This window comes from Ensifer sp. ENS08 (assembly GCF_014852195.1).
GTDB classification, from domain to species: Bacteria; Pseudomonadota; Alphaproteobacteria; order Rhizobiales; family Rhizobiaceae; genus Ensifer; species Ensifer adhaerens.
On sequence record NZ_JACVBF010000020.1, the window covers coordinates 1 to 12,148 of the forward strand.

Here is a 12,148-nt window from a genome sequence, read left to right on the forward strand (position 1 = left end):
TGACCCAGGGGGTATCGTCAGAGCCGGAAACCAGCCGGTAATTGATTGGAATCGTGGCCGGCTTCAAATCGGAACGGTGGCCGGATTTTGATCGGAATGCTGGCCGGCTTCAGGTCGGAATCCGCACTCTGCTTCGCGCACGCAACGCGGCGGACTGAGCTCCGGTGTGTCGATGTCGGCGATGCGGATTTTTTGACCGCGAAACCAGAAGGTGTCCCCATCTACGACGCAATTGACGCGCGGGGCGCTGGAGCAGATCGAAAACTGTGCCGAAAGGCTGTCACGCGCCGCGGCATGCGAGACTGCCGGCCCAGCCATACAGAGCAGCGTGCCCGCGATGGCCAACGAGCCTTTGAGAAAATTCATGCTTGCTTCCTATTTCATTTTTTCGAATCTGTTTTCCGCTACGCAACTTTTCATGTCTGCACGGCGAAACCAAATCGCTCGGCCGCAGCGAAGCGGCGGATTGCCAGCAGTAAATACGATCTGCTCGTCGGCTCGCATTTGCAGCACTTCGTGCGGCTGGATCAATGGTCTTGCCGCGAGTTGCTTCGAACGTGTCCGCGAGGATCCCCGTGACTGGAAACTGCGGCTCACCTGATCGATCTCGACAGTCGTCATTCCGCATCGCCGGGAAATGTAGTCGGCGGTTTCAGGATCGTTGATGGCAGCGAAACTGATCCAGCTTACACTTTCGAACCACTTGCTTGCCGCGTCGCGCCCGCCATAAGCTTCTCGCATCTGACCAATCGACTGATAGATCATCGTGAGCGTGATACCGTACTTGCGACCGGCGTCCCTTGCCGTTTCAAGAACGCGCATGTAACCGAGCCGGGACACCTCGTCGAGAAGGAACAAGGTGCGACCGTTCATCTCCCCATTGCGATTGTAGATCGCGTTGAGCAACGCGCCGATGATGACACGGGCAAGACCGGAGTGGCCTTCCAATGTTTTCAGATCCACGTTGATGAAAACGTCCGCGTGTCCGGTGGCAATCTCTCCGGTTGAGAACGTCGAGCCGGATACAAGTGCGGCGTAGTTTGAGTAGGACAGCCAATGCGTTTCCCTAACCGCGTTTGCATAGACGCCCGAAAAAGTCTCCGGCGTCATGTTCACGAAGGCCGCAACGTTCTCCTTCACGAAGTCGGAATCCGAATTGTCATAGATTGTTTGCAACCGCTCGCGAAGCTTCGGCTCCGGTTCGGAGAGGTTCTTGCGTACCTGACGCAAAGTTTGGTCCGCTTTGTCAGTGCGTCCCGACAGGCACACATCGGCGATCAGAGCCGTCAACAACTGTAGCGCTGACGCGCGAAAGAAGTCATCGCGCACGCCACGTACACCACCGCTTTCGCTCATGATCCACGAAGCGACCGACGCAATATCCTCTTCCTTCGTTCCACCAAACCGACCGACCCAATCCAACGCGTTGAATCCTGTCTCCGGGGCCATTGGATCGAGGACGAAGACGTCCCGGTCGGCGTCTCGCCTATGCTTCGAGACCATTGGCGCTACTTCTTTCGACGGATCAAGGATGACTACCGAGCCACCCCATTTGAGTGCCGTCGGGATCGTCACTGACGTCGTCTTGAAGCCGCCGGATCCGGCGAATACGATCCCGTGTGAGGAGCCGAATGACCCGTCGAAGCAAAGGAGCGGCGATTTGCCACCGGCACCCCAGGTGTCGGGACTATCCGCGCGAAACGACTGTGCTGCAGTGCTATCCTTATCGACCCGGTAAAGCTCTCCGACAACGATTCCTCCGGATTCGGGAAAAAGCCTTGCGGCCGATGCGAGCTTCATCCAGTCCGCTTCTCCATGAAGTGCCCGTCTTCCGTTGACACGCTTCGGTTCTGGACGCGCAAAAGCGGCGTTGCCGATCAACACGACCCTCAAAGCGAAAGACGCCGCCATCAGCGCGATCGCAGCGCCGAGCACTGTTGCGGGGTCAAGAGAGGCCGCCAGGTTCTTGCCTGCCGGCATCTTCCCCGCAAACGCGGCAAGACGTACCGCTTCACGCAACGCAGCGATCAGGATTGTTGCACCGCTCCCGGCAACGACACCCCAGCCGGAAAAGCGGACACTTGCCGAACCAGCAGACGCGAATAGGAAGACGACACCCACCGCCGACGCTGCAATATACGGCGCAGAAATTCCAACGCGACCAAGAGCGACCTTTGCCGCTTCCGTGTTTCCGAAGCCTTGAAGCCAAGTCTCCATTCCGGTCGTGACAAAGATGGCGGTCACCATGAGTGCGACCGGTGCGACGACCAACAGGGTCCTAGTCGCCGTCATTGCTGAAGGCCTCCGCACCGATAGCGATCAGCCTGGTTCGCTCGCCTTCATCGTATTTGAGGCGGCGAGCGAGTTCGATGAGCGCGCCCAGGATAAGCGCGCGCTTCTCGTATCGCAGACCTGCTTTGACGATCAGGTCGCCAAGTTCGATCTTGTCGCGCGTGTCCTTTTTGCGCGCCTTTGAAGTCGTAGTGCGGCGCATGCGCTCAAGCCTCGTGACCGCTCCCCGAAGTCGCGCCAGCCGAGACCGTCGCACTTTCCGTCGTGGCCGCGACGCCAACCCCTGCCCGCCCCTTTCCGTTCGATCCGACTTTGCCTCCGCGAAAGTGTTTGGCCATATCCTCGAAGGCCTTCTGAAGATCCGCCTCCTCGATCTCGATTTCACCGAGTCCGGCCTTGAGTGCGATGCGACCGATCCGTTCGGCTTCACGCGTCTCGGCGTGCTTCAGCTGCTCCTGAAGCTTGGCGATTTCTTCGCGGATCCTGGAGGAGGGCTTCTTCATTTACGGTTGTCCCTTTCTGATGTTGTTTGGATTGAACAGCATCAGGTTCCTTCAGATCGGCGTGCCGATCCACTAACAGAAGTGCGAGTTGGCGCAGCCAACGCCTTTGATCATGATCCCGGCCGTTCCGAAGGAGCGGATCCGAAGGGCGCATGAGCGATCGCGTATCTGCGAAAAAGCTCCTCTTGCCGCTCCGTTCCGAGCATCAGCAAACCGCCGGATGCGCCGAACCCCTTTCCGAGCGAAGCCGCGATAATTGTGCTGTCCCCAAGCGGGCCCTCAAGCTGGGAGCGGGCAAAGCCTTGTCCTTTATCGCCAAAGATCGAAATGCCATGCGCGTCATCGATGTAGAGGAACATGCCATATCGGCTCTGCAGCTCTTGGAGGTTTCGGATTGGCGCTGCGCCGCCCATGGAATAGACGCCATCGCAGACATAGGCGACCTTTTTGCCCGTTCGACACACGCGCTCGAGTGCTTCGATGTCGTTGTGCGCTATCGTCAGGACTTCTGTCTCAAGAGCGACCGTCGCCTTATGAAACGCCAGAGTCGCGTGCGCGAATTTGTCGAACACGACAACGGGTTTCTCTCCGTTGGTCAGATGGCCGGAGGCAAGAAGCGGCAAGGCGCCCATGTTTGCAGCGAGGACAGTCGTATAAACGATAACCCGAGCGGAAAATAGCTTTGACAGAGCGTCTTCAAGATCGAATGCGATCTTGAAATTGAGGCGTGTTCTCGCGCATGACCAGTGCAGGTTTCCATATTGTTCGAGCGCTTCGATTGCTCCGGCGACTATCCGCGGGTGGTTGTCCAGCCCGAGATACGAGCATCGAACAAAATCCACGATGTTACGGCCTGCATCGTTTGCTGATTGGAGTTCAATGCCCCGCCCCCGATTTGGGTATGCGGAGACCCCGATCAGGCCGGCCGCCTGTGCCGCCCGGAAACACTCATCGGACGACTGAATAAGCGCGGCAGTGTTCCTTCGGACAGTCTGATCGGTTCCGGCCACGAAATCCGTGAGCATCCTTGCCTCCATCAAGAGCGGTTGTTGCGCCTAAAGGTGGCATAGATCACTTTTCACTCAACGAACGGCGGCAAAAGAACGGAACAAGTTTCTGCAAATTTTCGTATGCCATGGGTGGCATTGTGCAATGATTTTACGAACAAGTTTGACGGCCCTTCTCAGTGGTAGTGCTGGACGGTTAACGGTCAGCGCAGAATCGAACATAGCGGCGTCTAAGGGCGGCGATTCGGTCGGGCGGTGTGAGTCGGAGACGAAATAGTGCCTGTGCACACGTCGAGCCCCGAAAGCCGGAAGGGCATAAGAGGTTCTCCGGTGCAAAACTTGCGGCGGCCCTAATGCGGAGAGTATGCAGGTAAGCTATTGAAAAACAGTGGGAAAATGCGCTCTATTGACTTCATGTGCTGCTGTCGATCCGCTCTGAGTTAACCCTTTGTTAACTCTATATTCCTTGTCAGACGAAAGGAACCGCACATAATAACGGTTAGGATGAGTTCCTGCATGAAAAACCGTTATTTGAGAGCTTCCTTGCAATGAACGCTAATTCGCTGTCGATGGCTCCCGCACAGCCGATGCACTTTGAGGATTTGATCCTCGAACAGGGCGATTTGATTTCAAAGAAGCTGCACCTGTTGAGCATGCAGCAGTTCCCGCCGAATGCCAAGAAACTGCTGCGCCAATTCTCGCTCTCGGAGGTCGCTGATTTCCTCGGGGTGTCCCAAAGCACGTTGAAGAAGCTCCACCTTGAGAGCAAAGGCCCCCTCCCCCAGACGTCTTCGTCGGGCCGCCGTTCCTACAGCGCCGAGCAGATGGAGGAACTGCGCCAGTACCTCGACCAGCATGGTCGCTCCGAAGCGCGCAAGTACGTGCCACGCCGGCGCGCTGGCGAGAAGCTCCAGATCATTGCGGTCGTCAACTTCAAGGGTGGATCGGGCAAGACTACCACTGCCGCTCACCTGGCGCAGTACATGGCACTGACAGGTCACAGAGTGCTCGCCGTCGACCTCGACCCGCAGGCCTCGCTGTCTTCGCTTCACGGCTTCCAGCCCGAGCTCGACATGACGCCTTCCCTTTACGAAGCGATCCGCTACGACGAGCAACGGCGATCGATCACCGATATCATCCTGCCGACCACCTTCCCCGGCCTCGACATCGTACCCGCCAACCTTGAGCTGCAGGAATTCGAGTACGATACGCCCCTCGCGATGACGAACAAGAGCTCGAACGATGGCAAGACCTTCTTCACGCGCATTTCGCGCGCGCTTGTCGAGGTCGAAGATCGCTACGACGTGGTTGTCATCGACTGCCCACCTCAACTCGGCTACCTGACGATCACCGCCCTGACCGCGGCGACAAGCGTACTTGTCACTATCCACCCCCAGATGCTTGATGTCATGTCGATGGGACAGTTCTTGCTAATGCTGGGCGGCATCTTGAAGCCGATCCGCGAAGCTGGTGCCGCCGTCAATCTCGAATGGTACCGCTACGTCATCACGCGCTACGAGCCAACGGACGGGCCACAGGCACAGATGGTAGGGTTCATGCAGACGCTGTTTCACCAGTTCGTTTTGAAGAACCAGATGCTGAAGTCGACAGCGATCTCTGACGCTGGAATTACAAAGCAGACACTTTATGAGGTCGACAAGGCCCAGATGACGCGCTCGACCTATGAACGAGCGATTGGATCCTTGAATGCGGTCAATGCCGAAATCGCTGAACTCGTGCATGCGTCCTGGGGACGTAAGGCTGCACGCTGATCACATCAACCTTCACACTCAGTCGGTTAGGTAGAACGGAGCAGGCACATGGCGAGAAAAAATCTGCTGGCGGGACTGGTAGACGCAGCGGAGATCCCGCAGGCGGATACCGCGCCAGCCTATCCCATGCGTGGTGCGTCAAAGAGCATGGTGCGTTCTCTCGACGAACTCTCTAAGCAGGCCGACAAGTTCCTCGAAGGTGAAGCCGTCGTCGAGCTCGATCCGGATACGGTTGATGGGTCCTTTGTGCTTGATCGTTTGACGGACGATAGCGAGCAGTTTGAAGAATTGAAGGCGGCAATTGCCGAACGCGGCCAGGACACGCCGATCCTCGTGCGCCCTCACCCGTCTGCATCCGGACGCTATCAGATCGTCTTTGGACATCGCCGTGTGCGTGTAGCGCGCGAACTCGGCCGTAAGGTCAAGGCAGTTGTCAAAGCAATCGATGACCGGACACACGTTATCGCTCAGGGCCAGGAAAACTCAGCCCGCGCCAACCTCTCGTTCATCGAACGTGCCAGCTTTGCTTCACGCTTGGAGGCGCTTGGTTACGACCGTGGAGTGATCGCATCAGCTCTTGCTGCGGACAAGACGGCGGTTTCGAAGATGATGAGCGTGACTGAACGGGTGCCGTTGGTAGTCATCGAGCAAATCGGTGCGGCGCCCTCGACTGGGCGCGACCGCTGGCTCGAGCTTTCGCTTCTGGTAGGCAAGGCCGCCAATGCGGAAAAGGTGAACGACATCGCCGGCGATCCGAGCTTCCAATCGCTTTCAAGCGACGAGCGGTTCAACACGCTATTCAAGGCACTGGATACGTCGGGGCGACCCGTCAAAAAGATGTCACTGAAATCCAAGGAAAGCTGGCAGACAAGCGACAAGGCAGTCTCGGCTCAGTATTCGAACTCCGGCAAGGCCTTCGAACTTTCAATGAAATCGAAGAACGCCGGTCGCTTCGGGCAGTATCTCGCTGAAAACCTGGATCGGCTCTATTCCGAATTCCTGGCGGCGAATGACGGGAAGGAAGACTGAACGCTCAAAAGAAAAAGGCCCCCAGACGGTAACCATCGTGGAAGCTCGCTTTAGCGCCTGATGAGCAAGATGGCCCCGCTGTCGTCGTGCCGACGTTATCTACGTAATTGAAAAAAAATAATAAAACTGGAAAATTGTCGGCCGGCAACTTTCTCGACCCCCGGCAAGGCTGATTTGCGCCCAGCGCATAGAGTGACCGTCAGCGCTAACCCGGTGTTAGGGTCAGCACCTCGCTGTTGGTTTTGCGCGAATCGCCGCTACGCCGATGCCGACAACCTGGAACGCCTCATTCAGTTTCGCCCCGGTTCTGCTCACCTTGATCCCGGCGCCGCCGCCGGTGACCACCCACGAGCCGGGACAACGATTGTCCAGCACATGCTCGGCAATCAGGGCAGCATCGTCCAAATGCCCATCGTCGTCTGAAAAGCCGGTGAAGCTTTCGAGTATTTCGACCGCTGGGGGTTGGTCATTGTTTCTATGGTCCAAGCGGCGTTTCCGGCGCCGAAGGTGATACGGCGGCCAATCAAAAATTCTGGCACCAAAGTGCCAACCTTCTTAAACACCGTGGCCGGATCGGCATGGAGGGGAGGGGGGAGTCGGTGCCAAAAGAACCCACCGCGGCGGATGAGGATGCAGGCGCTTGGCTGAAACTGCGAGACGGCGGCATTTACCGTCGGCCGGCGGCGCAGATCGTCAATAGCTTGGAAGACCCTGTCGGCAGAGGAAGCACGCGATCGGTCGCCTGATGAGCCGCGCCTTCAATGGCGGATGAGGCCATATCGGTGGGCTTCGTCCAGCAGGTCGCGGAGGAAGGCTGCCATTTCTTGCCGCCGCGCACAGGCCGTTCTCCCATCTGATCCAAATTGGCGGCAATGTCGCGGAGCGACAGATTGGGATCGGCAATGGCGATCGCCGCTACCAGCTTCATCAGATGGTCTTCGGGCGCACGGCGAGGGGACCGGGCCAGGAGGTCTTTTCCGCGAGCTTGTCGCGCACCAAGCGCGCTCGACGGTCCAGTCGTGACCGCGGCGATTAAGCACCCGCACGACGTTGTCCCAACTGTGGTGAGGCCGCAGTTGCCGCACCATCGGCCGCCAAGTTTGCGCGGATGCAATGAGCTCGTCGAGATAACGCTTTGCGCGTGCTTTTGAGACTGATTTGATGGCCTCCGGTGGCCGTTCTCGCAAGCCCGGGTTTCCCGGGAGCTTGCCACGCGCCTTCGCCGCCTTGATGCCGGCTTTGGTGCGTTCGGCAATCAGCGCCCGCTCGAGTTGGGCGACCGCGCCGAGAACTTGGAGGGAGAACATGCCCTGAGGCGTCGATGTATCGATCGGATCGCGGATCGAGCGGAAATGCACACCGCGCTCTTCAAGATCCTCGATCACTGCCAATAGATGGCTCACGGCTGGCCAGCCGATCGAGGCGAACGACGACGAGGATATCTCCCGCGGTGAGCTCGCCAAGCAATTTGATCAAAACTGGGCGCGCGCGCGATGCCCCAGAACCGTGCTTCTGATAGATGCGGTCGCAGCCGGCAGCTCGCAGCTCATCGATCTGGGCATGGTGGATCTGGCCGTCTGTCGAGACGCGGGCGTAGCCGATCAGCCGTCTTTGAGGCTGTTGGATGCTAACTGTTAGTCGCTTTGCCATCGCGCTTTCACCGGCCTCATCTCAAGCTGGTTTGTACAGATAAGAAATGCGTGAGGAATTGCTCAGTTGCAAGCGTGTTTTATGTACTGAATAGCGGCCCGCCAGACTCAAATCGGTGCCCGGGGCGAGAACGGTGCATCCATATAGGCAAACGCGCGTCAACGGGCTTCTGCGATGAAATGCAGTTGTCGTTATCGCCCAAACTCTGGAATGGGCGGGCAATTCGGCCCGGCGGCTCTCTGCGGGATTTGAGCGCGAGACCGGGTCGACGCTGATTGCGCTGATGCGGCACTCGCCAAGTCTCAAGGCCTTTTGAATGAATTGAGCGTTCGCATTTGGGGTAGTGGCGTAGTGTCAATAATTGCGCAATTCATGTTATTGTGCGATGCTTGTGGGCAAGCGGAAGTGTGACATGAACGTTTCCATTGGTGACCGTTGGGAAGCCTTTGTATCCAACATCGTGAAGGACGGCCGTTACGGTTCGGCCAGCGAAGTCGTGCGTGAAGGATTGCGGCTGGTCGAGGAGCGCGAGCAGAAGTTGAGGGCTCTGACCAGCCTGCTCAACAAGTCGATCGCCGATGGCGGCGAAGCATCCGGCGCAGATATTGACGCGGCGCTGGAAGCCAAGGCCGCTCAACTGACCAAGGAAGGCTTCTAAGGGTGCTGCAGCTTCGGCGTAATCGTTTACAGACCGAAGCGTGGGTTGCCTTACGGGTCAGACAGAATTGTGCTTCCACGAGCCCTCCAAGCCTTGTTGCTGTGATGTTCACTTTTTGGGCCATAATGATCGCATAATGTATCGAGTGGAATGGCCGGCCCGATGTAAGTTTAACCGGTCGATAAGTTTAAGCAGCGGTTGTTCCAACTTTGGTTGTTGCCGCAAAAGCCGCAGCTGATGTGGCGCTACAGGTTTGCTATGTGGTTGTTCAGTCGTCATTGACTGAAACGGTTTGCTGGCAGCCCGTAGGTGCCCGGCCGCAGCGCGAAGACCGCACCCTCATGTGGGTTGCGAGCAAGATGCTCGTCGCTCATCGTGAAGCGCGCCGACGTGACAAACAGGGTTTCAAATTGGGGGCCGCCAAACGCGCAGCTCGTCGGCCATGAACATGGCAGGTCGACAACGCGATCTATCCTACCATCGGGCGAAAATCGGACCACACAGCCGCCGCCTGCGACGCGGCAGTTCCAAATGAAGCCTTCAGCATCCATACAGGAGCCGTCCGGAAGACCCCGATCGAAGCCCGAAAGGATCGATCGCCTGTCGTGAAGCGCCCAGGAATTGGCATCGAGCGCATAGCTGTAGATCACATTGTCTTCCGTGTCTGCCGTGATGAGCCGGCCATTGTCGGTCCATATTAGCGTGTTTGTAATTCCGAACCGATCATCCGAAACCGAATGCAATGCCCCGTGCGAATACCGGTAGAGTCTCCCGGCTTTTGCAGTTGTCGCCTGGGGCGTGTCATCGGCTGCGATATTGTCCTGCATCGTGCCAATCCAGAAAGCCCCGTCTGGTCCGACGATGCCTTCATTCAGTCGATTGCCCGGAAACTCTGGTTCGATCTCGGTCACGACATGAAGCCCACCTCCAAATTCCCATAACGCGATTGATTTCCGCAATCCGACGATCGCGCCGCCGTCGTTGCGAAGACCGATTGAGGTGATCAGGTCGGGGAAACTCCACTTTTCATGCTTGCCCGACCTGGGGCAGAGCCGATGGATCGATTTTCCGACGATGTCGACCCAGCAAAGCTTGTTTTGCCGCTCATCCCATACGGCACTCTCTCCAACGACGTTTTCCGCCGCGAATACCACGTCAACTTCGATTTTCATAAGCCCTCCGAGCTGTTCTCAAATTGGTTCTTGACACACAGCTTGTCCATAAACTATGACTCGGTTCAATTCAACCTGTCCGACAGGTTTTATAAAACTGGGAGACGGAAATGAGTTTAACTCCAGTCGACGAAGAACAGTTTGCAGGAGGCAATCTCGTCAGCACCGCGATCGGCGCTATCACCCAGCACATTCGGGAGAACGAACTTGGTCCGGGCGATCGACTGCCGAGCGAGGCCACCCTGTCTAAGGAACTCAGCGTGTCCCGCTCGGTGGTGCGTGAGGCTTTCAGGTCGCTTGCGACCATGCGGCTGATTGATCTCAATGTCGGGAAGCGTGCCACGGTGGCTCAACTCGACCACGGCGCAATGTCCTTGATGATCGAGCATGGCGTGCATACGGCCCAGATCAACATCAACCAGGTCTATGATGTACGCCGAACCATAGAAATGCGGACATCGACGCTGGCTGCGCTTCGTCGAAGCGACGCGGAAGCCCACACCATCCTTGCCCATGCAAGAGCGATGGAGACAAATTTCGCGGATGCGGACAAGGTTATGGAGAGTGATCTCGCCTTTCACCTGGAGATTGCTCGCGCCTCCAAGAACCCGATCTTCTCGATCATTGTCGGCGCATTCCAGGGGGTCTCCCGCCAGACCTGGCCGATCGGGTGGCGCAGCCGCGCGTCCGACGCCGACCGGCACGCCATGAACCAGATACATATCGACTTGGCCGGAGCAATTCTGGCTGGCGACCCCCAAGCCGCCAGCCAGCTCATGGCCCGCCATTTCGACGAAAGCGCAAAAGCACTGCTCGCGGCTGGAATCGCATAGGGGAAAACCTGATGAAAATTACGAGACTTGAGACGGTCCGCATCGCGGAACGGCCGAACCTGCTTTGGCTGCTGGTCCATACCGACGAGGGGTTGACGGGGCTCGGAGAAACCTTCTTCGGCGCAGAAACCGTCGAGACCTACATCCACGAGTACGTCGCCCCTCGTGTCATCGGGCGAAACCCGCTGCAGATCGATCTTCTCGCATCTGATCTGGTCGGTTATCTCGGGTTTCGCTCTTCCGGCGCCGAGGTGCGTGGAAATTCGGCATTCGACATTGCGCTCTGGGATATCTTCGGAAAGGCGACGGGCCAGCCGATAGCACAGTTGCTCGGCGGCTTCAGCCGCAATGAAATCCGCACCTACAACACCTGTGCGGGCACGGAGTACATCAAGAAGGCAACCGGTCAGACGACCGCAAACTACGATCTGTCGTCCGCCGGCGCCCGCAACTACGACGACCTCAACGGCTTCCTGCATCGCGCCGACGAACTGGCACTGTCCCTCTTGGAAGAGGGCATTACGGCGATGAAGATTTGGCCGTTTGATATCGCGGCGGAAAAGTCGCGTGGTCAGTATATTTCGATGCCCGACCTGAAATCGGCGCTGGTGCCGTTCCAGAAGATCCGCGACGCCGTTGGCGATCGCATGGACATCATGGTGGAGTTCCACTCGATGTGGCAGCTCTTGCCTGCAATGCAGATTGCCAAGGCGCTCGCACCGTACCAGACGTTCTGGCACGAGGATCCCATCAAGATGGACAGCCTCTCCAGCCTCAAGCGTTATGCAGCCGTCTCGCCTGCGCCGATCTCTGCATCGGAAACATTGGGTTCGAGGTGGGCTTTCCGAGACCTCCTGGAGACCGACGCTGCTGGCGTGGTCATGCTGGATATCAGCTGGTGTGGCGGCTTGTCGGAGGCGCGCAAGATCGCAGCGATGGCGGAAGCGTGGCATCTCCCCGTGGCACCGCATGACTGCACCGGGCCGGTCGTTCTTTGCGCATCGACGCATCTGTCGCTCAACGCACCCAACGCGTTGGTCCAGGAGAGCGTGCGGGCCTTCTACAAGACTTGGTATCGCGACCTCGTTACGGCGCTTCCGGAAGTTCGAAACGGGATGATCACGGTTCCGCCAGGGGCCGGTCTCGGCATGGAGCTTAATCCCGAGCTCGAAAAGGCATTTACGGTGTCCCGTCGAACTTCGAGCGGGGGCTAAGACCGGGTTCTTTCGCAA

General features: G+C 57.9%; 10 protein-coding genes and 3 pseudogenes. 5 read left to right on the top strand and 8 right to left on the bottom strand.

Annotated elements, in window-relative coordinates:
- Positions 1-141: 141 nt before the first annotated feature.
- From IB272_RS29595 to IB272_RS29615, 5 genes and pseudogenes are all read right to left on the bottom strand, one after another.
- Positions 142-318 (bottom strand): annotated as a pseudogene (locus IB272_RS29595) (thermonuclease family protein); the annotation flags it as partial.
- 57 nt (positions 319-375) lie between these two features.
- Positions 376-2,292, bottom strand: a complete 1,917-nt coding sequence (gene traG, locus IB272_RS29600) for a Ti-type conjugative transfer system protein TraG (RefSeq protein WP_029742455.1) — start codon at positions 2,290-2,292, stop codon at positions 376-378.
- A complete protein-coding gene (locus IB272_RS29605) occupies positions 2,279-2,494 on the bottom strand; it encodes a type IV conjugative transfer system coupling protein TraD (RefSeq protein WP_058328780.1) in 216 nt (71 codons plus the stop codon). Before IB272_RS29605 ends, traG begins: the two co-directional genes overlap by 14 nt.
- A gap of 4 nt (positions 2,495-2,498) precedes the next feature.
- Positions 2,499-2,795 carry a conjugal transfer protein TraC gene (gene traC, locus IB272_RS29610; protein WP_060520078.1) on the bottom strand — a complete coding sequence of 99 codons (297 nt, stop codon included), beginning with the start codon at positions 2,793-2,795 and terminating at the stop codon, positions 2,499-2,501.
- Positions 2,796-2,944: 149 nt separating this feature from the next.
- Positions 2,945-3,832 (bottom strand): annotated as a pseudogene (locus IB272_RS29615) (aminotransferase class I/II-fold pyridoxal phosphate-dependent enzyme); the annotation flags it as partial.
- Positions 3,833-4,350: 518 nt separating this feature from the next.
- On the opposite strand from IB272_RS29615, the gene repA reads away from it, so the two are divergent.
- Together repA and repB are read left to right on the top strand one after the other, a co-directional pair.
- On the top strand, positions 4,351-5,574 hold the full coding sequence (repA, locus tag IB272_RS29620) for a plasmid partitioning protein RepA (RefSeq protein ID WP_082566386.1): 1,224 nt from the start codon (positions 4,351-4,353) through the stop codon (positions 5,572-5,574).
- Positions 5,575-5,622: 48 nt separating this feature from the next.
- Positions 5,623-6,603 carry a plasmid partitioning protein RepB gene (gene repB / locus IB272_RS29625; protein WP_029742495.1) on the top strand — a complete coding sequence of 327 codons (981 nt, stop codon included), beginning with the start codon at positions 5,623-5,625 and terminating at the stop codon, positions 6,601-6,603.
- 222 nt (positions 6,604-6,825) lie between these two features.
- On the opposite strand, the gene IB272_RS29630 is transcribed toward repB, so the two are convergent.
- Together IB272_RS29630 and IB272_RS29635 are read right to left on the bottom strand one after the other, a co-directional pair.
- Complete coding sequence (locus tag IB272_RS29630; protein ID WP_060608254.1) at positions 6,826-7,089, bottom strand: hypothetical protein; 264 nt, start codon at positions 7,087-7,089, stop codon at positions 6,826-6,828.
- A 272-nt stretch (positions 7,090-7,361) separates the two neighbouring features.
- Positions 7,362-8,253, bottom strand: a pseudogene (locus IB272_RS29635) (recombinase family protein).
- 412 nt (positions 8,254-8,665) lie between these two features.
- Here IB272_RS29635 and IB272_RS29640 point away from each other — a divergent pair.
- On the top strand, positions 8,666-8,911 hold the full coding sequence (locus tag IB272_RS29640; protein WP_192445606.1) for a type II toxin-antitoxin system ParD family antitoxin: 246 nt from the start codon (positions 8,666-8,668) through the stop codon (positions 8,909-8,911).
- A 275-nt stretch (positions 8,912-9,186) separates the two neighbouring features.
- On the opposite strand, the gene IB272_RS29645 is transcribed toward IB272_RS29640, so the two are convergent.
- Complete coding sequence (locus IB272_RS29645; RefSeq protein WP_192445607.1) at positions 9,187-10,083, bottom strand: SMP-30/gluconolactonase/LRE family protein; 897 nt, start codon at positions 10,081-10,083, stop codon at positions 9,187-9,189.
- Positions 10,084-10,193: 110 nt separating this feature from the next.
- Here IB272_RS29645 and IB272_RS29650 point away from each other — a divergent pair, with 110 nt between their 5' ends.
- Both IB272_RS29650 and IB272_RS29655 read left to right on the top strand, forming a co-directional pair.
- Complete coding sequence (locus tag IB272_RS29650) at positions 10,194-10,916, top strand: FadR/GntR family transcriptional regulator (protein ID WP_058330197.1); 723 nt, start codon at positions 10,194-10,196, stop codon at positions 10,914-10,916.
- 11 nt (positions 10,917-10,927) lie between these two features.
- Positions 10,928-12,130: a mandelate racemase/muconate lactonizing enzyme family protein gene (locus IB272_RS29655; RefSeq protein ID WP_058330198.1), complete on the top strand. Its 1,203-nt coding sequence runs from the start codon at positions 10,928-10,930 to the stop codon at positions 12,128-12,130.
- The last annotated feature ends 18 nt before the right edge of the window (positions 12,131-12,148 follow it).